At 50.5% G+C, this 22,710-nt stretch carries 19 protein-coding genes and 1 riboswitch; of the genes, 8 read left to right on the forward strand and 11 right to left on the reverse strand.

The window, feature by feature from the left end:
* Window positions 1-49: 49 nt before the first annotated feature.
* The 7 genes from MHB80_RS21095 to MHB80_RS21125 form a co-directional block, all read right to left on the reverse strand.
* The gene (locus tag MHB80_RS21095) at window positions 50-4,450 is read right to left on the reverse strand and encodes a hypothetical protein (RefSeq protein WP_341278815.1); all 4,401 of its coding nucleotides are present in this window, start codon (window positions 4,448-4,450) and stop codon (window positions 50-52) included.
* Window positions 4,451-5,224: 774 nt separating this feature from the next.
* On the reverse strand, window positions 5,225-7,669 hold the full coding sequence (pheT, locus tag MHB80_RS21100; RefSeq protein ID WP_341278816.1) for a phenylalanine--tRNA ligase subunit beta: 2,445 nt from the start codon (window positions 7,667-7,669) through the stop codon (window positions 5,225-5,227).
* Window positions 7,670-7,693: 24 nt separating this feature from the next.
* Window positions 7,694-8,725: a phenylalanine--tRNA ligase subunit alpha gene (pheS, locus tag MHB80_RS21105; RefSeq protein WP_341278817.1), complete on the reverse strand. Its 1,032-nt coding sequence runs from the start codon at window positions 8,723-8,725 to the stop codon at window positions 7,694-7,696.
* Between the two features lie 414 nt (window positions 8,726-9,139).
* A complete protein-coding gene (locus MHB80_RS21110; protein WP_341278818.1) occupies window positions 9,140-9,952 on the reverse strand; it encodes a copper amine oxidase N-terminal domain-containing protein in 813 nt (270 codons plus the stop codon).
* Between the two features lie 345 nt (window positions 9,953-10,297).
* Window positions 10,298-10,681: a RidA family protein gene (locus MHB80_RS21115; RefSeq protein WP_341278819.1), complete on the reverse strand. Its 384-nt coding sequence runs from the start codon at window positions 10,679-10,681 to the stop codon at window positions 10,298-10,300.
* Window positions 10,682-10,733: 52 nt separating this feature from the next.
* A complete protein-coding gene (locus tag MHB80_RS21120; protein ID WP_341278820.1) occupies window positions 10,734-11,597 on the reverse strand; it encodes a histidine kinase in 864 nt (287 codons plus the stop codon).
* Window positions 11,598-11,619: 22 nt separating this feature from the next.
* The gene (locus tag MHB80_RS21125) at window positions 11,620-13,068 is read right to left on the reverse strand and encodes a CopD family protein (RefSeq protein ID WP_341278821.1); all 1,449 of its coding nucleotides are present in this window, start codon (window positions 13,066-13,068) and stop codon (window positions 11,620-11,622) included.
* 182 nt (window positions 13,069-13,250) lie between these two features.
* Between MHB80_RS21125 and MHB80_RS21130 the strand changes: the two genes are divergently transcribed.
* A complete protein-coding gene (locus tag MHB80_RS21130; protein ID WP_341278822.1) occupies window positions 13,251-13,415 on the forward strand; it encodes a hypothetical protein in 165 nt (54 codons plus the stop codon).
* On the opposite strand, the gene MHB80_RS21135 is transcribed toward MHB80_RS21130, so the two are convergent.
* The gene (locus MHB80_RS21135) at window positions 13,393-14,715 is read right to left on the reverse strand and encodes a VWA domain-containing protein (protein ID WP_341278823.1); all 1,323 of its coding nucleotides are present in this window, start codon (window positions 14,713-14,715) and stop codon (window positions 13,393-13,395) included. The genes MHB80_RS21130 and MHB80_RS21135 overlap by 23 nt on opposite strands.
* Before the next feature lie 148 nt (window positions 14,716-14,863).
* On the opposite strand from MHB80_RS21135, the gene MHB80_RS21140 reads away from it, so the two are divergent.
* On the forward strand, window positions 14,864-15,178 hold the full coding sequence (locus MHB80_RS21140) for a hypothetical protein (RefSeq protein WP_341278824.1): 315 nt from the start codon (window positions 14,864-14,866) through the stop codon (window positions 15,176-15,178).
* Window positions 15,179-15,215: 37 nt separating this feature from the next.
* Window positions 15,216-15,656: a GNAT family N-acetyltransferase gene (locus MHB80_RS21145; protein WP_341278825.1), complete on the forward strand. Its 441-nt coding sequence runs from the start codon at window positions 15,216-15,218 to the stop codon at window positions 15,654-15,656.
* 100 nt (window positions 15,657-15,756) lie between these two features.
* On the opposite strand, the gene MHB80_RS21150 is transcribed toward MHB80_RS21145, so the two are convergent.
* From MHB80_RS21150 to MHB80_RS21160, 3 genes are all read right to left on the reverse strand, one after another.
* Window positions 15,757-16,719: an aldolase catalytic domain-containing protein gene (locus MHB80_RS21150; RefSeq protein ID WP_341278826.1), complete on the reverse strand. Its 963-nt coding sequence runs from the start codon at window positions 16,717-16,719 to the stop codon at window positions 15,757-15,759.
* 111 nt (window positions 16,720-16,830) lie between these two features.
* A complete protein-coding gene (locus tag MHB80_RS21155; protein ID WP_341278827.1) occupies window positions 16,831-17,850 on the reverse strand; it encodes a hypothetical protein in 1,020 nt (339 codons plus the stop codon).
* Window positions 17,851-18,014: 164 nt separating this feature from the next.
* Window positions 18,015-18,776, reverse strand: coding sequence for a GTP cyclohydrolase II (locus MHB80_RS21160; RefSeq protein WP_341278828.1), 762 nt, complete (start codon window positions 18,774-18,776; stop codon window positions 18,015-18,017).
* A 237-nt stretch (window positions 18,777-19,013) separates the two neighbouring features.
* Here MHB80_RS21160 and MHB80_RS21165 point away from each other — a divergent pair, with 237 nt between their 5' ends.
* The 5 genes from MHB80_RS21165 (at window position 19,014) to MHB80_RS21185 (ending at window position 22,698) form a co-directional block, all read left to right on the forward strand.
* On the forward strand, window positions 19,014-19,340 hold the full coding sequence (locus tag MHB80_RS21165) for a helix-turn-helix domain-containing protein (protein WP_341278829.1): 327 nt from the start codon (window positions 19,014-19,016) through the stop codon (window positions 19,338-19,340).
* Between the two features lie 200 nt (window positions 19,341-19,540).
* The gene (locus MHB80_RS21170) at window positions 19,541-19,717 is read left to right on the forward strand and encodes a hypothetical protein (protein WP_341278830.1); all 177 of its coding nucleotides are present in this window, start codon (window positions 19,541-19,543) and stop codon (window positions 19,715-19,717) included.
* Between the two features lie 51 nt (window positions 19,718-19,768).
* Complete coding sequence (locus MHB80_RS21175; RefSeq protein WP_341278831.1) at window positions 19,769-21,133, forward strand: arsenic transporter; 1,365 nt, start codon at window positions 19,769-19,771, stop codon at window positions 21,131-21,133.
* Window positions 21,134-21,344: 211 nt separating this feature from the next.
* Window positions 21,345-21,511, forward strand: a riboswitch (cyclic di-AMP (ydaO/yuaA leader).
* Between the two features lie 4 nt (window positions 21,512-21,515).
* On the forward strand, window positions 21,516-21,935 hold the full coding sequence (locus tag MHB80_RS21180) for a hypothetical protein (RefSeq protein ID WP_341278832.1): 420 nt from the start codon (window positions 21,516-21,518) through the stop codon (window positions 21,933-21,935).
* 196 nt (window positions 21,936-22,131) lie between these two features.
* On the forward strand, window positions 22,132-22,698 hold the full coding sequence (locus MHB80_RS21185; RefSeq protein ID WP_341278833.1) for a MarR family transcriptional regulator: 567 nt from the start codon (window positions 22,132-22,134) through the stop codon (window positions 22,696-22,698).
* The last annotated feature ends 12 nt before the right edge of the window (window positions 22,699-22,710 follow it).

The following is a 22,710-nucleotide window of genomic DNA, read 5'->3' on the forward strand; positions in this document are numbered from 1 at the left end:
TTAGCTTTTCCGGCACACCGGGCTGGATAAACGGATCATTTGTCATAGGCTAGCTTTGCTCGATTAGCTCAATCCATTCATTGTATTCGTTTTGCAGCAAGGAGTACTCATGTGCCAGCTTGCCGTGCTCGATAGAAAGCTTCTCATGCTCTGCTCTGAGCTGCTCCGTCGATTGAACGGCCTCAGACCATTCCAGTTCAAGCTGCTGCCTGCGTTGATCAACTTGCTCGCTCTGCTGGACTGCCGCAGCGGCTTGCGCCAAAGCTGCCTCCAGCTGCTCCTTCAAATGCCCCTCGCCAGCTTGCCGCTCGGACTCCGCCGCAACCATACGGTTAATTTCATCTGTCAATTGCTCGGAGTGCTTGCGCTCTTGCTCCATTTGCTCATCCAGTTCCTGCTGTTTATGAAGTAAAGCCTCGAGCTGCTGAGCTGCAATTCGCTCTCGTGCCGCAATCAATTCAAGCTGCTCTGTAAGCTCCTGCTCATGCCTTGCCAGCTGTCCCAGCCTTTCGTCCATCTCCAGCTCATGGAACTCTGCCTGTTCTACTTTTGCCTGAAGCTCCTCCAGCTTGCTTTGCCAAGCAGCCTGTTCATCCTTGCGGTGCTGCTGCGCTCTCAGCTCCTGTTCACGGTAAAGCTCGTCGAACTGCTGCTTCTGCTGCTCTATTAGACTAGCATATTCAGCTTGCTTCTCGTGAAGCTGCTTCCTTAACTCCGAGCAATCACGTTCCAGCTGCTCTGACTGCTCCAGTTGTTCAAGCTTCAACAACTCCAGCTGATCGGCAAAATCCTGCTTGAGCTGGCTCGCAACCTCATCGCGCTGCTGTTCCAGCATAGCAAGCTGCCGCTGATGCTCCTGTGCAAGCTCTGCTTGAACAGCTTCACTTTCCCGCTGCTTGGCTTCGAGCGCTTGTTCCTGCTCACGAAGCTTGAGCGTAAGCTCTGCCTGAGCAGCATCGCCCTCACGCTTCCTTGCCTCCAGTGCTTGCTGCTGCTCACGAAGCTGCAGCTCAAGCGCTTCACGCTCTTCTTCAAGCTGGATTTCGAACTCCAGCTGTTTTTCTTCCGCATTGTTTTTCCATTCTTCATGAAGCCGCGCTTGGGCCTCAAGCTGCTGTTCAAATGCCATAAGCCGCTCTCGATACTGCTGCTCCTGCTCACTTCTAGCCTGCTCATAGTGAGCTTGACGATCTTGCTGCAGCTGCTGAAGCTTGCTGAGCTCTTCCTCCAGCTCCATAACACGCAATTCAGCCTCATCCGCTTTAGCCGCTTCATTCGCCAAATATTTAGCCTGCTCAGCGATTTGCGCTTCTGCTTCCTTTAATCGATTGCCTAGCTGCGCACGCGTCTCGGCATGCTGCTCATTTATGACATGCAGCTCGTCCAACTGCTGGCGAATTTCGCCAAGCTCCGCGTCACGCTCCAGGCGCTCTTGCTCTAGAACTGCAAGGGAGGAGCGCAATGCTTCTTCCTGTTCCATAGCCTGCAACAAGTGGTCATCTGCCACGGTAATACGCTGTTCAAGCGCAGCTTTTTCCTTGGCAGCTTTCTCTTGAAGCTCGGCAACAGCTGTTTGCATCTTAGCCCGTTCTTCTTCCCAATTTTTATATCGCAGCGCGAGATCAGCCTTCAAGGCTTGCTCCTGCTCCGTTAACTCTTTCATATGTGTGGAAACCAGTTTTTCGACATTAGCCGATGCTTCCGCAAGCAGACGCTGCTCATGCTCGTCAAGCTGCTGCTGCTGCTGCTGCGCCGCACTAGACAGCTCCAGCTTCCATTCCTCTTCACGCTGCTCATGCTTCGCCTGCCAGCTCTGCTCCAGCTGTATGACACGCTCAGCTAGCTGATGTGCAGCAAGCTCTAGCGCTTGGGCTTTAGCTGCACGCTCAGCAGACAACACCGCTTCCGCTTCTTCAAGCAGCTCTGCCGCCGTTGCCTGCTCGCGTTGCAATTCTGCTTGAGCTGAAGCTTCCAGTTCCGCTAGCTTCGCAGCCGCTTCTGCACGTTCGAGTTCGACGCGAGCTCGCGCTGCTGCTTCGGCTTCTGCCACCTTCGCTGCTGCTTCCGCTTGCTCGCGTGCAAGCCTCTCGTCTGCGGCACTCTTCTCCTCCGCAAGCTTCAATGCTGCATCAGCCTGCTCATGCTCCAATTGCTCCTGCAAAGCTTTCTCGACCTCAGCAAGCCTAGCCAATGCTTGGGAACGTACGCGCTCCAGTTGCGCTTGTGCAGACGCTTCCGCCTCTGTCAAAAGCTCCGTAGCTGCCGCACGTTCTTGCTCCAGCGCCTTTTCCGCTGCTGCTTTTGCTTCAAGCAGCTTCACTTCAGCTACTGCCCGTTCACGCTCCAGTTGCTCCTCGGCAGCTTGCACTGCCGCTTCTGCTGCTGCAAGCTTGGCCGCCGCTTCCTCACGCTCGCGCTTCAGCAGCTCTTCCGCGACGTTCTGCGCTTCTGCGAGTTTCGCAGCAGCAGCTTCGCGCTCCCGCGCAACCTCTCTTGCCGCGATGCTTCTTGCTTCGCTGGCTATGGCCTCGGCTTCCGCCAGTTTTGCAGCTGCTTCGGCACGTTCGCGCTCCAACTGCTCCTGAGCAGAAGCTTCCGCCTCCGTCAACAGCTCCGTCGCTGCCGCGCGTTCCTGCTCTAGCTCCGCTTTTGCTTCCAGCAGCTTCGCTTCCGCCTCTGCCTGCTCGCGTTCCTGCTTCGCCTTCGCAGCCGCTTCTGCTGCCGCCAAGCTTGCAGCCGCTTCCGCGCGCGTCTCCGCAAGCGCTGCTTCCGCTCTGCTCCGCACTTCCGCCAGCCCCGCGGCGGCTGCCTCGCGCTCCTGCGCAAGCTGCTCCTCGGCGATGATTTCCGCCTCGATCAGCTTTTCCTCTACTTCCGCTATTTTCGCTGCCGTCTCGGAAATTTTCGCTTCCGCTTCGGTCAGCTTCGCTGCAGCTTCAGCACGTTCACGCGCAAGCATCGCTTCTGCCCCACTCTGCGCTTCTGCAAGCTTCGCTGCCGCTGCTTCACGCTCTCTCGCAAGCTGCTCCTGCGCAGAGGCTTCAGCTTCGTTCAGCTTTTCAACCACTTCCGCGAGCCGCTCTGCCGCTTCGGCGCGCTCGCGCTCCAGCTGCTCCTCGGCGATGATTTCCGCCTCGATCAGCTTTTCGGCTGCTTCCGCACGCTCCCGCTCTAGCTCCGCTGACGCAGCGCTTTTCGCTTCCGCCAGCTTCGCTTCTGCTTCCGCACGCTCCCGCTCAAGCTCCTCTAACGCCGCGCTCTTCGCCTCCGCCAGCTTCGCTTCTGCTTCCGCACGCTCCCGCTCAAGCTCCGCTGACGCTGCGCTCTTCGCCTCCGCCAGCTTCGCTTCTGCTTCCGCACACTCCCGCTCAAGCTCCTCTAACGCCGCGCTCTTCGCCTCCGCCAGCTTCGCTTCTGCTTCCGCACGCTCCCGCTCAAGCTCCTCTGACGCTGCGCTCTTCGCCTCCGCAAGCTTCGCTTCTGCTTCTACTCGCTCCCACTCTAGCGCCTCATCTGCTGCGCTCTTCGCCTCCGCCAGCTTCGTTTCTGCTTCCGCACGCTCCCGCTCAAGCTCCTCTGACGCTGCGCTCTTCGCCTCCGCAAGCTTCGCTTCTGCTTCTACTCGCTCCCACTCTAGCGCCTCATCTGCTGCGCTCTTCGCCTCCGCCAGCTTCGTTTCTAATACACCAAGCTTCGCTTCCGCTTCCGCGCGCTCTCGTTCCAGCAGCTCTTCCGCGACGATTTCCGCTTCAATCAGCTTTTCGGCTGCTTCCGCCAGCTTCGCAGCCGCAGCAACACGCTCGCGCGCCACCTGCTCCTCGGCAGCAGCCTCGGCTTCCGCAAGCTTTTCCGCTGCACTAGCCTGCTCCCGCGCAAGCGCGCCTTCAAGCGTCAGCTTCTGGGCAGCAAGCGTCTCCGACGCTTCCTCGCGCTGACGCGCAAGCGCTTCCGATGCTTCCTGCTGCTGTGCTGCCAGCCGCTCGTCCGCTTCCGCCAGCATATCCTTCAGCTGATTTTCCGCTTGAGCAAGCGCATGAATCAGTTCCTCGGCGGCCTTCTTTTTCGCCTGCTCCAGCTCTGATTCAAAAACCTCCTGCAGCTCCTGCAGATCGATTTCCGCCTTTACCTGCAAAGCCTGGTACTCCTCGCGCAAGCTTGTCATCATCCCTTGGAGCTCACCAAGCTGCTCGGCAAGCACTAGCCGCTTCGCCTCAGCATCATGCAGCGACTCATTGTCGCGTCGCAGGCGAAACACTTCCTCGGTCATCTGCACAGCTGCAAGCACTGCGATTCTTGGCAAATCCAGCTGTGGATAACCTTTGGCAATTTTATTCATGCTATCATCTATCATTCCGGCAATACGCCGCATATATTCTGAGTTGGAATGGCCCTTCAAACGATATTGATGCCCATATATATCAACGGTTACTACAGTTTGCTCAGTATCCATAAAGCATTATCCTCCTATAGGTGTTTCTCGCTCCCTTATCAATCAGCAGGATGGTTTCCCCAATCCTTATATAGAAGAACATATCACATAGAGTCTTATATTATAGTTGTATTATAGCAAGGTGAAACGGCTGTCGCCATCCTTTGGCGGCGCGGCGCGTTTCAGTCCGAGAAATATAGAGAAGGGATAGAAACATCATATCCTTTCCTATATTTCAAGGTGAAACGGCTGTCGCCATCCTTTGGCGGCGCGGCGCGTTTCAGTCCGAGAAATATAGAGAAGGGATAGAAACATCGTATCCTTTCCTATATTTCAAGGTGAAACGGCTGTCGCCATCCTTTGGCGGTGCGGCGCGTTTCAGTCCGAGAAATATAGAGAAGGGATAGAAACATCATATCCTTTCCTATATTTCAAGGTGAAACGGCTGTCGCCATCCTTTGGCAGCTCGGCGCGTTTCATTCCAGGAAATATAGAGAAGGGATAGCTTTAAAATATACCTTCCTATATTTCAAATATAAGTGTAACCGACTGCTTCTGTCTCAGACATGAAGCTTTTCTCATCTTTATATTTCAGCCCAAAATCCAACACAGACTCGCAAGCAACTATTTATCCATGTTTCAACTAGCAAAAAGAACAAGTTTTGATGACAAAACGACGCGGGCATCTGCCCTGGAAAAACCGTCCAAAGGCCTGCTCCTGCTCAAAAACAAAGCAAAAAGCCGTATCGATAGTCCACAAGGAACTATTTCGATACGGCGTGGAAGGTTTCCTGCCTATTTTCTTAATTCTGCTGCAAAAGATTGTTCTAATCCAGCGACGACCTTGGCATGCAGCTCAGTCACTTCTTCATCGGTCAATGTGCGTTCTGCATGACGGTATACGAGCGAAAGCGCTACGCTCTTTTTGCCTGCTCCCAGCTTCTCGCCCGTGAAGACGTCGAACACGCGTACAGACTCCAGCAGCTCGCCAGCCGTTTGCCATGCAAGGGCAGTCAGCTCGCCTGCAGGCACACTCATATCCAGCACAACAGCAATGTCACGCTGCATAGCCGGATAACGTGGAAGCGCCTTGTAGACGATTTCGTCTCCTGCCAGCTGATAAAGCGGCGCAAGCTCGATTTCCAGCACATACGTATCCGCCAAATCGCTTTCCAACTGCAGCGTTGGGTGAAGCTGACCAACATAGCCGATGACTTCTGTTCCATGCTCGGTTTCCAGCTGAACAGCCGCCGTTCTTCCCGGGTGAAAGTGCTCCGGCTGCGCCGCGGCATAGCTTACCTTATCAGTCATGCCAAGTACGGCAAACACCGTTTCCAGAACGCCCTTGGCATCATAAAAATCAACAGCAGCAGCCTTGCGGTTCCACTGCGGCTCTACACGGTTTCCTGTCAGCAATGCCGCGAAGCGATGCTTCTCCTGAGGAAGACGTGTCAGCTTCTCTTCTTCTGTATGGAACACGCTGCCGATTTCAAAAATGACAGCCGACTCGTTTTTGCGATTGCGGTTATAAGCTGCTGTCTCCAGCAGCTGCGCAATCAGCGTCGTCCGCAGCACGCTGCGCTCCTCGCTCATCGGCATCGACAGCTTCACAGCCTTCGTCGATTCACCCGACAAAGCAGGGAACAGCTGTGTCCGCTCAGGACCTGTGAACGAGTAGCTGATGACTTCGTGCAGGCCAGCATCCGACAGACGCTTGCGCAGCTCGCGGCGAATCGCTTGCGGCTTCGTCAGTGCACCTGGCGTTACATCGCCGAAAATCGGTGTAGTCGGAATGTTGTCATAGCCATAAAGGCGGGCAACCTCCTCAATTAAATCCACATCATACGAAATGTCGCCGCGACGCGATGGCACTTCCACTTGAAATACGTCTTCCTCGCTAACGCTGTAGCCGAAGCTTAGACGATTCAGAATCGTTTGCACTTCAAGGCTGGACAGTTCGGTGCCGAGGTAGCGGTTGATTTTAGCCAAGGCTACTTCAACGATTTGCTGCTTCGCCGGAGCTGTCGTCACCTCCACGATGCCCTCTGTAGCGAGTCCGCCTGCAAGCTCCGTAATCAAGGCTGCTGCACGGTTTAACGCCGGAATAACGCGGCCCGGGTCCACTTCCTTCTCGAAGCGAATGCTGGATTCTGAGCGAAGGCCAAATTGGCGCGATGTTTTGCGAACCGTGCCACCATCAAATCTAGCCGATTCCAGCAAAATATTAACCGTATCACCCGTTACCTCAGAACTCGCTCCACCCATCACTCCTGCAAGCGCGATTGGCTTCTCCCCGTCTGTAATGACGAGCATTTGCGGCTCTAGGCGGCGCTCTTGGTCATCTAGCGTAAGCATCGTTTCGCCTTCATGCGCCAAACGCACATCGATCCGTCCACTTTTCACCTGATCTGCATCAAAGGCGTGAAGCGGCTGGCCATATTCCAGCAGAACAAAGTTCGTTACGTCAACGACGTTGTTAATCGGGCGAATGCCTGCGGCAATAAGACGGTTTTGCAGCCATAACGGCGACTCGCCAATTTTCACGCCTTTAATGTAACGCGCACTATAGTGGAAGCACTGCTCAGGCGCGCTGATCGTAACTTGAACATGACTGTCTGTGCGCTCGGAAGCGTGAGCAATAACCGGCTCAGGAATACGTACCTCGCGGCCGGTCAATGCGCCGATTTCATACGCTGTGCCGATTACGCTGAGGCAATCCGAACGGTTCGGCGTCAAGTCGAGCTCCAGCACCTCATCGTTGAGCCCAAGCACGTCAGCGATCGGCGTTCCGATTACCGTATGCGGCGGCAATACGAGAATGCCTTCCTGCTGCTCCTTCGGCAGCAGCTTGTCATTAATGCCAAGCTCTTTCGCCGAGCAGATCATGCCCTGCGATTCTACGCCGCGCAGCTTTGCGCGCTTTATATGCAAGTCGCCAGGCAGCTTTGCTCCAACGGTAGCGACTGGAACGAGCTGTCCCGCTTCGACATTTTTGGCTCCGCATACGATTTGCAGCTCTTCGCCTGTGCCTACATCTACTTTGCACACGTTCAGCTTATCCGCATCCGGATGCTTCTCGCGCGATTTGACATAGCCGACAACGACGCCTGTCACTCCCTTATTGCGGGATTCCACCTCGTCGATCTCAATGCCTCCGCGCGTCATTTTTTCGGCAAGCTCTGCGCCCGTAAAGCCAGATAAATCAACATATTCATTCAACCATTGATATGAAATTTTCATCGCTTTGCTCCCCTTCCTTTCCTGCTACATTTTCGCGAATTGTTGTAAAAACCGAAGATCGTTCGTATAGAAATGACGAATATCGTCAATGCCGTATTTCAGCAGCGCAATGCGCTCTACACCCATGCCGAAAGCGAATCCGCTAACTTCATTCGGGTCGTAGCCGCCCATCTCCAGTACGCGTGGATGAACCATGCCGCAGCCGAGAATTTCCAGCCAGCCCGTCTGCTTGCACATCCGGCAGCCATGTCCGCCGCATTGCGCGCAGCTTACGTCAACCTCCGCACTTGGCTCCGTGAATGGGAAGAAGCTTGGACGAAGACGGATTTGCGTTTGCGAGCCGAACATTTGCTGGGCAAATTGCAGCAGTGTGCCTTTTAGATCACTCATGCGAATGTTAGGCGCAATAACGAGCCCTTCAATTTGATTGAATTGAAAGGAATGCGTCGCATCGTCATCATCTCGGCGGTATACTTTGCCTGGACAAATAACTTTGATCGGCTTGCCCTTCATTTCCTGCATTGTTCTCACTTGAACCGGGGATGTTTGCGTACGCATCAAAATATCATCCGTAATGTAAAACGAATCCTGCATGTCGCGCGCCGGATGGTTTTTCGGCAAGTTCAGCGCCTCGAAGTTGTAATAATCCGTCTCCACTTCCGGTCCTTCCGCAATCGTATAGCCTAGTCCGATGAAAATATCTTCGATTTCCTGTGCTACCTTGTTAAGCGGATGTACGGCTCCAGTTGGCAATGCTTTGCCCGGCAGCGTCACATCAATCGTCTCGCCGCGCAAGCGAGCTTCCGTCTCGGCTTGCTGGAATATCGCCTGCTTCTCTTCGATAACGGCTTCAATCGCCGCACGCACATCATTGCCGACTTGGCCGATAATTGGACGCTCTTCTGCGCTAAGTCCGCCCATGCCGCGCAAAATTTCAGTGAGCGCGCCTTTTTTCCCTAAATATTTTACCCGCAGATCGTTAAGCACTTGCGGATTGTCTACCTGCTGCAGCTCCTGCAGCGCTTCGCCGCGCAAAGCCTCCAAACGTTCCTTCATCTGATGCTCGCCTCCTCATTCTTTTGAACAAACAAAAAAGGCCCCTTCTTCCCGCAAGGGACGAAAGAACCGTGGTACCACCCTAATTCGAACAATCTGCTTGCTCCCCTCTATACAGACAGGGACAGCAATAGCTTGCTCCTCAATCCCGTTAACGGCGGGAACCGAAACATTCCTACTTGCGGACATGCAGCACCTGCTGGCGCCATGCCGGGTTCAGAAGTCTGCTCAGGAGCGAACTTCAGACAGCCTATTTTCACGAAAGACGCTCTCAATCTATGGCGACTTCTCCCTGTGTGAAGGCACTGCTTACTTTTCTCCGTCTCAGCATTTCAACTCATATGGATACAATATCTTTTACATTATAAGCAAATGGATGGCGCGATGCAATAACTGCCTTGCGATTTGCCCGACTTATGCTCCCGAAATCGGATTTTTGCCTTCGGTAAAGCTGACGCTATCCGCCTTCCATACGCCATTTTCCTTGATTATTTGGGTGTCTCGCATAATGTAATAAACTTCCCAAGCATCATGCGAGGTGTCCAGCGATTGAAGAAAGCTTCCTGTTGTTTTGGTCCTGTAGCTGCCGTTCGTTACAAGAGCTTTAAACGCATAGTCAAATTCGAGACCCTTATTTCGAATAATGGTATTAATAAGTCGATCGGTAAAATAAGGCTTAAAATAAGTGCGAATCTGCTTAATGGATGATACATCAGCTGCTTCATTTAATTTATCGGACAGCTGCTTCAAGCGAGCTGCGGATGCTTTTTCAGCGGCCAAAAGCTTAACTTGCTCCACATATACAACAAGCTGCTTCCCTTCGAGTGTAATCGTTGCGACTTGGCCATATGAATTCCAGTCTACACCTGCACCCAGTATTTGACTTACGAACCGCAGAGGTACATAGGTGGTATTGTTGATTAATTGCGCCGGTACGTCGAGCTCCGTTTCAGCTTGATTGACAAGCACTTTTTTAGAGTTGATCGTAAGCAGCATTTCGATATCGTCTTTTTGGATTTCAATCGTCTGGAGCTTCTGGTTCCACTCTACAGCAGCCCCCATATTTTGTGCAACATCGCGTAGTGGTATAAGCATCCGGTTGTCCTTCAGTTTTCCATTATTAAGCTCCACCGGCCGATCAGCAGCAAAAACAGGCGCGGAAAGGGCTGATACAGCCAGCAGTGCCGCTGCCATTAAGCCTAAAGCGAATTTTTTCAACATCATCATACCTCCGTCATAAAAAATAGCTGTTGTTATTATCCCTAATTATATAGACGTGGTATGAATAAAAAAGTTACCTTTCTGGTCACTAATGAGGACTTAATCGCCAGCAGCATAACGGGCCAGACGCCTTTCGGTGCTTGCTTCACTTGCATTTAAACCCCGCCCTTCACATTATTGATCCCTTACATGTTACAACAGATGTTTATGCTTTTAGACCGCTTTAACTTAATTGCACTGATATTTATACAAGACCTCCGGAAATATATTCATTCGATAAAAAGCAGCACATAAAAACAGCTCCCGCCCCATCTTTACGATGAGGAAGGAGCTGTCCTATAGACGCTTCTATTATTGAATAATGGCTTCTGCCTCTATTTCGACGAGCAAGAGCGGATCAATAAGTGCTTTGACTTCTACCATCGTTGCTGCTGGCTGAATCGTGCGAAAAAACTCGCCATGTGCTCTTCCAATCTCTTCCCACTTCGAAATGTCAGTAACGAACATTCGGGTCCGAACGACATCAGACATGCTTGCCCCTAGCTCAGCCAAAGCCTTCTCAATCGTTTGCAGAACAAACCGAGTTTGCTCATACGGGTCTCCTTGGCCCACGACTTCGCCATCCTTCATCGCTGTCGTTCCTGCGACTTCAATCCGATTGCCGACGCGAATCGCGCGGCAGTAGCCCACAAGCGGCTCCCATGGGGAACCCGTAAATACCTGTTGTCTGCTCATCGTGCTCTCTCCCCCACATTGAAAATGGTAATTCCCGCAACCGTATTTCATACTAACTGCCGTTTAAAGGCTCCGTCGCTATTTCCACTCGCGTTCCTTGGCCGCGCTCACTCTTTACACGAAGCGACCAGCCCATCTGCTTCGCTCGTTCACGCATCATGCGAATGCCATAGCGGCCTTTCGCCTCCAGCTGCTCAGCATCCGCACCTCCTCCTGTATCCGCTACGATACAGTGAAAGCTGCCTAATGCTCCACCTTCAAGCGGATAACAGGAGATGCTCACATGCGCCTCGTGCGTATGCTTGCGGATATTCATCAGCGCTTCACGCACAATCGCCATCAGCTCGACCTTCTCTTTATCTGACAGCGCATGCTCGGGCAATTGCCAATTAACCTCGGCGGTATAACCGCCACCAGCCTCCCGCAGCTCTTCGGCAAGGGAATGAATAGCCGCTCGCCAAGGCCCTTCCGCTGGACTTGCGGCTGTTGATGATTTCAAGTTGGCAATGGACTGGCGAACGTCCTCATACACATGCCGGACTGTTCCTCGAATTTGCTCAGTCGTCTGACGAACACCTTCCGGTGTATTGGCATGCTCCAGGCTGTCCAGCTTCACGGAAAGCAGAAACAACGACTGCGAAATGCCATCATGCAGCTCACGCGCAAGCTTCTCGCGCTGCTCAAATGAAGATTTCGACAGCCGTTCGCGCTGCAGCGCATCCTGCATGAGCTCTAGACGCTTGAACAAACCGCGCAGCAGTGTCAATGTGACTAAAAAAACTAGCACAGGAGCAAGCACATTACCCAGATCCATGGAGATGTATGGCAGCAGAAAAGCATGCCTGACATATTCCCAAAGGCCAATTGTAAGTGTTGGAATCCACAAGATCAACCATTTCAACCATCGATAAGACACCCGCTACCGCTCCCTGCCTGCATTAATAGTTTTTAAAATCGATGCTTTCGTTCAGCTTGCCCCCGCTCTTATCGACCACCTGCAGCTCAGCCGTCCATTTCCCAGGGAATGGGATATCCATCTGCTCTGCATGGTACGACGTTCTCACAAAACCAGGAAACGACTCATACGACGTATCCTCAAAAATTGCCAGCGGCACCTCAAGGGGCGCAAGCTGCTGCTTATCACGCGAATGCAGCACCAGCTTCACATCTGTTGGCTCTCCCAGCTGCTCCGGCAGCCATATTTTCACCTCGAATTGATTCGCCCCCGGCTCATTTGGCGTTATATTAACGGTAAAATGGCGCGTTTCGCCCATCTTATGAAATCGGACTGGCGTATTGTCCGGTATGGGGCTCATATAGGTAAAGACGCCGACAATAAGCGTGATCGCCAGCATTAGACCTGCATCCACTTTCAGCATCAAGCCATGCGGCAGCTCCCCCCGCCGAACACGGGCACGAAGCAACGCGCCTGTGACGATGACGAGTACGACCAGCGCGATTTTCACCAGCAGCCAAATCCCCCAGCTTGTATAAAATAAATAGGACAAGCTTGGCAGCAGCAGCCATGTAATCGCCGCACCCGTAATGACAAGCAGCGCCATGGAAATCCATGCTGCTGTCGTGAAGCGTTCTGCAAAGCGCCCCGCTTCCTTCCGATCAGCAAACCAAAGCCCCAGTAAAATCATCAATCCTCCGCTCCATGAAGCGGCACAAGCGAGATGAATAAAATCAAGAACGATGCCTAAATTCATATTCGACTGCAACGCCGCCATATGGCCGCTCCAGCCCTCAATAGCGAGCAATAGCAGCGCCCATATGAGCTTGAAGGTATCGCTTGCCCTAATAACGATAAAGCCTAGAAGCGATAATATAAGCAGCGCAAGCCAAGCTTGACCGGTATTCGTTCCGGTGAACAGCCTCACCCATTCCAGCCCACCGCCTCCGTAGCCCTCCATCAAGCTTCGCGCACTGGCGAATACATACAAAAGAGAAGCAAGCAGCAGCGTCCGCATCATTGGCAAGCTCCAGAGCTGCATCCGTTTGCGCTGTTCATCGCTTCCTAAGCGAATCCCGCTGAACCAAAGCATCAGTCCTGCCGCCAGCAACAGCGTGATGTAATAGACAATTCTTGCTGTATAAAATAAAGCTGTGCCAACGCTAAGGCCGCTGTCATGACCATGATCCATATTTTCCATCTGGTCATGTCCAACCTGCTCATGCGGATTAAAGCTCGCTGCAAGTGTTGGTAAAACCCCGGAAATCTGCTGGGGCTCTAAGCTTCGCGCTGCATGGGCTTCGGATGGCAGGATGCCAACTAACAGCGCGCAACTAATCAGAAGCAAAGACAGCATTGCATACGAAGTTATTATTTTGGCGGATGTATGCCGTACTAGCTGCTTGCTCCAGGAAATTAAACTTAAAATCATGCTGCAAATCCCTTCCTTCAGTTATCCTCTTGTAACAGTTTACCTTACAAGGCAGCAAAGGACAATTCACTTAGCATGTTGTGAAAACTGTATAACGTGACAGAGGAGGGTGCATCATGAAAGAGAAGGAACGGCATCATAATAGGAACAAGCCATTATGCACTGGAGGAGGAAATGTCTAGATGGTGTTTAACAGCAGCTACACAATCGCCGATTTGAATCATAACGAGGACGCGCTTGCAGAAATAAAACAATTAGAGCAACGGCTGTCCAACCAAACCGGAGCAGCCATTACTCTAATTGCTTATAACTATGAGCATGATATTACGGCTGAACGTACCGATTAATCATTTCCACGAGCAAATCATTAAGCGGCTTCACCTCGTATTCCCCGGCAGCAGGCTCCAGGTGGCCGCCGCCTATTCCGCTGTCATCCGTCAAAAACAAGTACGTCCCTCCCGTCGCCACCGCCATAAAGCGCAGCAAATATTCTGTTTGTACATCTACGCCGCTGGAGGCGACGGGAATAATACGGATGCCATCCGCGGCTGCTGTTTGGATCAGCTCCTGAATTTCATTAACCACTTTCGTGTTATAATGCGGCGGAGCATCCAATACGAGGAATAGCAGCCTTGCCCGCGCCTGCTCGCTCCAGTCATGTCCATGAATGGCATCGCGCAGCGCCGCATCCACCGCTTCCGGGTAATCGCCGCCGCCATCCGCCTTTTCCGCTGCCAATTTCCGGACAACCTGATCGACATCCTTCGTAAACGGAAACGACTTCACCGTATAATCATCAAATTTATCCTTATAAAAGTTGGCACTGAGCCGCATATCCAATTGCTGGCCATGCTGCTGGTCTACCCTGCCGATTACATCCTTCAGCTCGGCCTCCAAATAGCGCAGCTCATCCTCCATCGAGCCTGTCGTATCCACAACAAACATAATATCGACCTGATTGGCGAGCTCCGCTTCGCCTCCCAAATCAACCTTGAGCGTGCCTTGCTCCGGCAGGTTAATATCGCTTAGGCTCTTAATGAACTGACCTGCCTGCACCTCGACTTTATAATTGCTTTGCTTATCGTTTTGGCCATTGTCATAAAGCCCGGCAAATAAATAAGCTTTTCCATCCGTATTTGTGCGCGCTTCCCATACTTGCTGGCGCTGATTATCATTTAGCGTAACGATTGCATCGGATACTGCGCGTCCCCCTGATGTCACAACAACCTCCAAGCGGTTAAAAGCATGGAAAGACCAATAGCGGGCGTTATCATCTCCCTCTTTGCTATTGAGCAAATTGCCAAAGCGCTGCCATACCGCCAAATCATCCCATTCCCCCGCCGTAAGCTGGCCTGGCTTCACTTCCACCTGTTGCGAAGAATAACGCCTGTCTCCACCTTTTCTGCGTTCACTCTCAGGAACAGGCTCCGCAGATTCTCCTTTGCTTGGTGAGCTGTCTTCTTTGGTGCTGCTGCCTTCACCACTTTCTGCATCCGTACTTCCCACTCCCGTATCCCCTGTCTCTGTTGTCCTTGAATTACTCCGATCAGATTCGCTATTCATGCTGCCAGAGCAAGCTGCTGCCAGCATGAGAGCGAAAATAATAACCAATGTGCGAAATAAGATGAATTTATTTGTATTTTGCATCTTATATCCCCCTTCTATCTTTTTCCATTTAGACGATAAGGGGGTACTGATTGTTGCATAAATACCTATTCAACATTAAAATGATTAACAGGCTGCAGCGCTGGCTTGTCCAGACCATATGCGGTGTTTTTCTTAGGAGGATAATCAGATGGAAACGATAGCGTTAACCAATATTGAAATAATCTATCAGCTCGGAACTCGCCAGCTTACTTTTACGAATGCCGATTTATTTTTAGTGACCGATTTTGGCTCGGCTTTGTGGTACGTCGATGCGAACGGTATTGCAGATACTGATGTATTGAAATGGTTCAATCAAAGCGAGGACATTCGAATCCAGCTGCTCGTCACCTCCATTGACAATCGAATATTTGAAGGTACAGCTTACTTCCATCCTAATGAGAAGCATTTTGCGGCGGCGATTCGCGGCGAAGGCGAATTGCGGCTTATAAATAATGAGCAATAATCGTAGAAGTATGGGAAAAAGGGGGGAACAAACCGATATGTCAATTACTACGCGTCTGGTTCAGAATCAGGAAGACCGGGATGCCGTATTTGAAGTGCGTCGCAGCGTATTTGTAGACGAGCAGGGCGTTCCTGCTGCTAATGAATATGATGAATTTGAAGATACGGCCCAGCATCTGCTCGCCCTCAGCGGGCAAGTTCCGGTAGGAGCAGGAAGGCTGAGAGTAGTGGACGGTGTTGCCAAGCTGGAGCGCATTTGTATTTTGGCAGACTACCGCAAGCTGGGCATTGGTAAAATCATCGTCGAAGCGATGGAGCAGGCAGCCGCGGCCCAAGGACTTGCCTCGGCCAAGCTGAATGCGCAAACGCAGGCAGAAGGCTTCTACAGCAAGCTGGGCTATCGCACGGTTTCGGACATTTTCTTTGAGGAAGGCATGCCTCATGTCACGATGACCAAGCTGCTTGCCCATCGGGCCTAAAGCCTGCACAAATCCAATAAAAAAGCCCTGGACAGCCGCCATTCCAACATGGACGGACTTCCAGGGCTTTTCAATTATACAGGCTGCTGTGAGGAAGCTGCTATTTGCTATGCGATAATTCTGGCGTTGTCATGCGATCGTAGAAATCTACCGCTTTATCCTTGTCTTCGGAATCGCGAAGCGCCATTGCCGAACGTGGATGCTCGTCCAAAATACCAGTAATCATGTAAGGAATAATGTAACCCCACTCTTCCTTCTCGCGAAGCGGAATCATGTATTTCTCGATCATATCGAGAACGGGGCGTGTTTTGTATCTTGGGTTTTGCAGTTGGGATACGAGCAGCTCTGTGTTGCAGTTGCCTGCTGCGCGGCCCATGCCATATACGGATGCATCAAGCAGCTCAACGCCGCCTTCAGCAGCAATAAGCGTATTTGCGAATGCAAGCTGCAAATTGTTATGCATATGCGCGCCCAGACGCTTGTTTGGAAGATACTTGCGGAATTTTTCCGTCAAGTAGCTTACATCATTCGGTTTCAGGCTACCGTAGGAATCGACGATGTACACAACGTCAACAACGCTGTCATTGATCAATTCGAACGCTTCCAGCAGTTGGTTTTCCATTACATTCGACAAGGCCATAATGTTCAGCGTCGTCTCATAACCACGGTCACTGAATAGTTTAACAAGCTCAAGACCCTTGTCCACATCTTTCGCATAACAAGCGACACGGATTAGATCAAGCAGGCTTTCGCTGCGCGGCAAAATATCGTTCTCGTCTACACGGCCTACGTCAACAAGTGCCGACAGCTTTGTAGTTCCTTTATTAGGGATAACCGTTCTGAGAAACTCGTCATCTAGAAAACGCCAAGGGCCTGCACTTTCTGCACCTTTGAGCAGCTTTGGCGAGTTTTTATAGCCAATTTCCATATAATCAACGCCAGCATCGTTCAGGCTTTTGTACAAGTGCTGGACAAACTCTACGCTGAAATCCCAGTTGTTTACTAATCCGCCATCGCGAATAGTGCAATCGACGATTTTACAATGACTTGTTTTTGAATTCATGTAAAGGCTCCTTCTGACTGTACGTCGCTAATCTTTAACATTCATCATACTTGAAATGCCTAGGAAACGCAAAAGAAATTTGCCCATTTCTGCCGCCTCAAATCGACCCATTTAGCCACCAAGCAGCTCCTCCGCTTTCGCCTGAAAACGTTCGTGGAATCGCTTGACCGCGGGGATATCCATCTGCTGTCCATTGATTCGGTTATAAACTTGCTCATCCGTCGTTGCCAGCACGTCCAAAAACTGCGATACCATTTTTGCTGTTACCGTCTCCGGATGCTCCTTCACCAGCTTTTGATAGCTCGTCTTCACCTCGCTGAGCAGCCGATACGTTTCCATATCAAATACGGGTGTGTTATTGAGCCCATAAATATACATCGATAAGTAGCTGTTTAAATAAAGCTGCTCGATTTCCGGGCGCTCTGCTGAATCGGGATACGTTTTAATGTAGGTTTCCGACAATACTGCGCGATTAGCCAGCTTATCCCACGTAATGATCAGCCCCGCATCCTTCGCTGAAACCTCATTTGATTCTACCGCCCGCAAAAAAATATAATCATTCATCTGCTGCGATACATAATTTTTGTAAACCTTTTGCAATTCAAAATCAATGATCGGGTAAATGGTGCCCTCTACCATAATCAGCTTGTAGCCGCCCATCAGCTTCGTAATAACAAGCTGCTTCACAGCGGCATCCTGAATTTCGGCGGCGTTGGAGGCCGTAATCGGCCATTGCTGCTGGAGCAGCACCTCCTGCACATTATTTTCAAAAAAAGCGTCCTGCGTTCGTTCCAGATCATTGTTATAATACGCATTCAGCTCGCGTATCATCGTATCCGCCCGCTCTTGTCCAGCCTTTGACATATTCTCGTTCAAGAATGAAACAATTTCGAACGGCTCCTTTGCATTTTGCACCGTCTGGCGGTATTGCTCCAGCAAATTGTCCTTCTCTTGGGGTGCGCCCTGCACGACTGGCGAAACCTGTGCACCAGCGTGGGATTCCCGCCGTTCCTCTGTATTTTTATTGTTGCCGCTGCAACCTGCAATGAATAATGCAAATATAAGAACTAAAACATTCCATCTATAGTTACGACTACGCACGTCGCTATTCACCTCAATCGTCATGTTCACCTGGCCCTCTCACTCTAATAGTATATGCCACATTATCGTCAATATCCAATAGACGCATGAACAGAGCGGAAGTTACGGCAAAAAAGCGCGGAAGCAGGCCTCCGCGCAAACTTTTTTCAAAACACATCCGTATCCTTAACTTATCTTCAAAATATCTCCTGATCTTACAGCGCTTTGACCTGATTATCCTCATGCTGGGCTTCGGCCGAATAATGCCCTGACTTCACAACCTTTGTTGTCAAATACTTTTCATTGTAGACGGAGGTTTGCCCCCAAAGCGGAACACGGCGGGCAATATGCATGCCAGCTTCACGAAGCGCCTCCACTTTGCGCGGGTTGTTCGTAATAATCGACACAGGCAACGAGCGAAGCAGCTTCAAGACAGCAATGGATTCACTGTAATCGCGAGCGTCCTCAGCAAAGCCCAGCTCCAAGTTCGCATCAACTGTATCGAGCCCTTCCTCCTGAAGCAGGTAAGCCATTGCCTTACTGAACAACCCAATGCCACGGCCTTCATGATTCGCCAAATAAAATAAGGCGCCCGTCCCATGCTCGGTAATCATCCGCATCGACTGCTTAAGCTGAAAGCCGCAATCACAGCGTTGGCTGCCAAAAATATCGCCCGTATGGCAAATGCTGTGCATACGAATCATCGCATCTTCGCCTTCGGCAAAATCGCCATAGACGAGCACGCTGGATTGCTGAAGCTCCGCATAATGCCCCTTCGCCAGCTCGCTGTATAGATCTGTTTCTTCTTGGGCGCTATTTTTCTCACGCTTCAGCCAGCTGTACCACTGAAAAATCTTCGTCTCGCCGTCAAGCTCAACCGGAAGCTGAATGGGTCCGACAACGTGGATATCGTGCGAATCGCCTTCAATTGTTTTTATTTTGTCATTTATAATAGAACGAATGGATGGTTTAATCATTAGTGTGCACCTTCTTCATCTGTATTTGATATAATAGGTTGAAAGGCTAAGCTTCATCTGCTATAAATGCACCTTGCCTTATTAATAATCATAGGGGAACAAGTTTTCGCTTACCATTAGTAACTAATTATATATTCGAAATTCTATTACGTCAAGTTATGAGCGTTCAAAAAGTTTGCTTGTATATAAATAATATTAAAGCTATACTTAATAGCAAGTTATAATGAGGTGATCTACATGGAGAAATCCGGGCTTTGTCCGCGCCTGCACAAAGGAATGGACATTATAAGCAAACGATGGACCGGCTTGATTATTTATCAGTTGCTGTCCGGGCCGCAGCGCTTCAGCTGCATTCAAGGTGCCCTTCCCATTAGCGGCAGACTGCTGTCTGAGCGGCTCAAGGATCTTGAAAATGAGGGAATTGTAAGCCGCGCCGTCTTTCCAGACATTCCAGTTCGCATCGAATATTCGCTTACCGAAAAGGGACACGCACTGGAGCCGGTCATTCGCGAATTGCAGCAATGGTCATCCGATTGGGTAGCGCCTATGTCCATATCCAAGTAAAAAGATAACGAAGCAGCCTCGGCCCTTAACAAGGCCGAGGTTGTTTTGCGTTTCCGGAGCGGGGACGCTTCGCGGAATTATAGCAATCTACTATTAACGTCTAGTACCCTCTATCAGTAGGCCACATATACATATATTATTCATATCTCCCCATGATAATCGTCCTCTTATACATGATCACTAGAAAGGAGGAAACCCGATTGCTTACGATCTTCATTATTTGCTCGTCAGGCCTGTCCCTCTATTTCATTCTCAAGCCTCCTCCACCGATCAAACAGCCTACTATTATATCTCTATCCTCTACGGCAGCCGATATACGCTATGAAAGCAGCCGCGTAGAAGCCGCTCAGCATAATGCAGCTGCCGCAAACGAATAACCCTTTTCTGCTTCACTATGAATTTAACCAAGAATTCGAGGTGATTAACATTTGATCTCGCTACCTTCCATTATCGTTTCCCTGTTTGCCTTCCTCTTCACGATCTTGCTCATTTTGTGGCGTCCCAGAGGACTGAATGAAGCCATTCCTGCTACGTTTGGCGCCATACTCGTCCTATTGAGCGGAGTCGTCTCGTTGACGGACCTGGCGCATATTAGCGCCACCGTTAGTGGAGCAGCCATCACCATTATGGCGACGATCGTAATGGCAATCGTGCTGGAGAGCTTTGGCTTCTTTATCTGGGCTGCCGAAGGGCTTGCCATTCGAGCACGTGGCTCAGGACTCAGATTGTTCTGGTATGTAAACCTGATGTGTTTTCTGATGACGCTATTTTTCAACAATGACGGCAGCATTCTTATCACGACCCCGATTTTGCTCATTATGCTGCATCACATGGGACTGAAAAATCACCAAAAAATTCCATACCTGCTTTCAGGAGCATTAATCGCTACCGCCTCCAGCGCCCCAATCGGAGTAAGCAATATTGTAAATCTGATTGCGCTGAAAATCGTCGGCATGGATTTGTACATGCATACCGTCATGATGTTTATCCCCGCTACAATTGGTCTGCTGCTGCTCAGCCTGCTGCTGTTCTTCTACTTTTACCATCAGCTTCCCCGGCAAGTCCCCCATACGATTACAATTGTCCCTATTCAATCTGGCTACCATCCTTTACTCACACCTAACGGAAGCAAGCCTGCATATCCCAAATACAGCAGCCGCTTTATGAAATTGATTCTGCTTTTCGTCTTCTCTGTCCGGCTAAGCTTATTTGCTGCCTCCTATTTGCATATCCCCGTTGAGTGGGTCGCTGTTTTCGGCTCCCTGCTGCTCCTTAGTTGGCGCTGGGTTTACTTGAAAATGCCGCCGAACGACATTTTGCGTAAAATTCCGTGGCATATACTCATTTTCGCCTTCGCCATGTATATCATTATTTATGGCCTGCACAATATTGGTCTGACGCAATTACTCGTGCAGGTGTTCGAGCCGCTTGTCATGGGAAGCCTGATGAATGCAAGCATTTTAATCGGAGGGCTTGTCTCCGCCATGTCTACACTTGTCAACAATCACCCCGCGCTCATGATCGGCACGATCACCCTCACGGAAATGAACCTCGATCCGCTTTCACTCAAAATCGCCTACCTCGCCAGCGTCATTGGGAGCGATATTGGCTCACTCATTTTACCGATAGGCACGCTAGCCTCGCTCATTTGGATGAATCTTGTACAGAAAGCCAAGGTAAAAATCAATTGGATGGATTATGTCAAAGTAACGATTGTCGTCATTCCGCCTGTTCTGCTGTTTACTCTCGTTATTCTTGCTTTATGGGTTGGCTGGATCTTCCCTATGCATTAACTCACGACAACTTCTACATGAGCGGTCAGTTCACCATTAACTGCTGTACTCATAATTCAGCAGTTATTTCTGCAGAAAACGAGTGTTGCCGCCAAATAACGGCAGCGCTCGTTTTCACTTGAGGCAGCAGCATTTTTTTATTTTACTGCTAAAAGGTTTACAAATGAGCCATTAAGGTTTAATATATATCCCTAGCCGAATTCTGGCACTCTATTATTAATCGCTTAATTTTTCAATTGAAAAAGCGGGGGAACCAACGACGTGATTGAAGCGACAGCTTGAATCGCAAGGGGTGAATCCGGTGCCTTCGCGCACTGGTAGGGCAGCTCTCTGGCCCGAATCCGACAGCTAACTCCGTAAGCGAACGTGAGGAGAGATGAATATGATTGTCCTTCATGCGCCGGACGCTCCGCCTAAGGCGAAGCACGCAATGAAGCTTACGGTCAAGCGCATTGAGCTGTTTGTCATTCCAGCACTCAATGTAGACGCCGCTGGAAACCGTGCCTGCTTGCGGGTAACGACGGACAAAGGCATTGGCTTTGGCGAGACTTTTGTAGACGAAATGGAACGCCCTAACGATTGGGGCCTGTGGTGCAGCACGCTGAGCAGCTTTATCGGCACCTTGTCCATAACAGGCCGTTCGCTTCGGAGCGAGCAAGCTGATCAACACAGTGTGTACAACCTGTTCGATCACGCCATTCACCATCTCAAACACTGGACGGCAGAAATTGAACCGGATGACAACACTTCCGAGGAACCTATTTTACTTAACCGCTCGTTATTCTATCTTTCTATTTTTTAGCCTATTTTGGATCGACCTGACACAAAGGAACCTTCCCCGCCATGATTCAGCTGGCGGAAAGGTTCCTTTTTTATCGGCTGCTTGTTCTCCTATGGAAAGAAAATAAAGTTTTAGTTCCAGATAGGAAGAATGGCGGGCTATTGATAGGTTATATAAATGTGTTGACATCAAAGTAATTAGGAACCATACTATATATATGAACAACAATAATAAAATAATAAATGACATTGACGCTATTCCTTCACTAGTACAATCCAAGCGTCAGATTGATCGCTATAACCTAGACATAGACGCGCAGGCTATACTCGTCGCGTCTAGACTAATGGCAGCGGGAGTCAAGCTTGGACATGCCTCGGAGATTCATTTCTCTAGATTCGGTTTATCAACAAGTCGATATCGTTTATTGGCAGATCTTGAAGATAACGAAGGAGAAGAATTGCCTTCGCAATTAGCGGAGCATCTAGGCGTTACACGTGCTACAGTGACAGGTCTTATCGACACCCTGGAACGAGATGGGCTAGTATCTCGGAGATCAAGCTCAGATGATGGGCGTCAGAGATCGGTCATATTGACGGAAGCAGGAGCGAAGAAGCTTCGTGAAATGGCTCCTGAGCATTTCGCTCGGTTGGAAGCAATGGTGGGCTTGCTCAATATCGATGAGCGCAGCGTATTTCTCGACTTGCTAGGCCGAGTTACACAAGGCATCTCAGCTCTTACGGGCGAACTAGGCTCGAATCCAAAGGGAAACATCAGTAATGATTAGAATGGGCTAGTA

This window comes from Paenibacillus sp. FSL H8-0537, from assembly GCF_038051995.1.
Lineage (GTDB): Bacteria > Bacillota > Bacilli > Paenibacillales > Paenibacillaceae > Pristimantibacillus.

Excerpts from the sequence above, each read along its gene's own strand:
- MHB80_RS21095 (WP_341278815.1), bottom strand. The coding sequence starts at position 4,450 with ATGGATACTGAGCAAACTGTAGTAACCGTTGATATATATGGGCATCAA.
- pheT (WP_341278816.1), bottom strand. The coding sequence starts at position 7,669 with ATGAAAATTTCATATCAATGGTTGAATGAATATGTTGATTTATCTGGC.
- pheS (WP_341278817.1), bottom strand. The coding sequence starts at position 8,725 with ATGAAGGAACGTTTGGAGGCTTTGCGCGGCGAAGCGCTGCAGGAGCTG.
- MHB80_RS21110 (WP_341278818.1), bottom strand. The coding sequence starts at position 9,952 with ATGATGATGTTGAAAAAATTCGCTTTAGGCTTAATGGCAGCGGCACTG.
- MHB80_RS21115 (WP_341278819.1), bottom strand. The coding sequence starts at position 10,681 with ATGAGCAGACAACAGGTATTTACGGGTTCCCCATGGGAGCCGCTTGTG.
- MHB80_RS21125 (WP_341278821.1), bottom strand. The coding sequence starts at position 13,068 with ATGATTTTAAGTTTAATTTCCTGGAGCAAGCAGCTAGTACGGCATACA.
- MHB80_RS21130 (WP_341278822.1), top strand. The coding sequence starts at position 13,251 with ATGGTGTTTAACAGCAGCTACACAATCGCCGATTTGAATCATAACGAG.
- MHB80_RS21135 (WP_341278823.1), bottom strand. The coding sequence starts at position 14,715 with ATGCAAAATACAAATAAATTCATCTTATTTCGCACATTGGTTATTATT.
- MHB80_RS21140 (WP_341278824.1), top strand. The coding sequence starts at position 14,864 with ATGGAAACGATAGCGTTAACCAATATTGAAATAATCTATCAGCTCGGA.
- MHB80_RS21145 (WP_341278825.1), top strand. The coding sequence starts at position 15,216 with ATGTCAATTACTACGCGTCTGGTTCAGAATCAGGAAGACCGGGATGCC.
- MHB80_RS21150 (WP_341278826.1), bottom strand. The coding sequence starts at position 16,719 with ATGAATTCAAAAACAAGTCATTGTAAAATCGTCGATTGCACTATTCGC.
- MHB80_RS21160 (WP_341278828.1), bottom strand. The coding sequence starts at position 18,776 with ATGATTAAACCATCCATTCGTTCTATTATAAATGACAAAATAAAAACA.
- MHB80_RS21165 (WP_341278829.1), top strand. The coding sequence starts at position 19,014 with ATGGAGAAATCCGGGCTTTGTCCGCGCCTGCACAAAGGAATGGACATT.
- MHB80_RS21180 (WP_341278832.1), top strand. The coding sequence starts at position 21,516 with ATGATTGTCCTTCATGCGCCGGACGCTCCGCCTAAGGCGAAGCACGCA.
- MHB80_RS21185 (WP_341278833.1), top strand. The coding sequence starts at position 22,132 with ATGAACAACAATAATAAAATAATAAATGACATTGACGCTATTCCTTCA.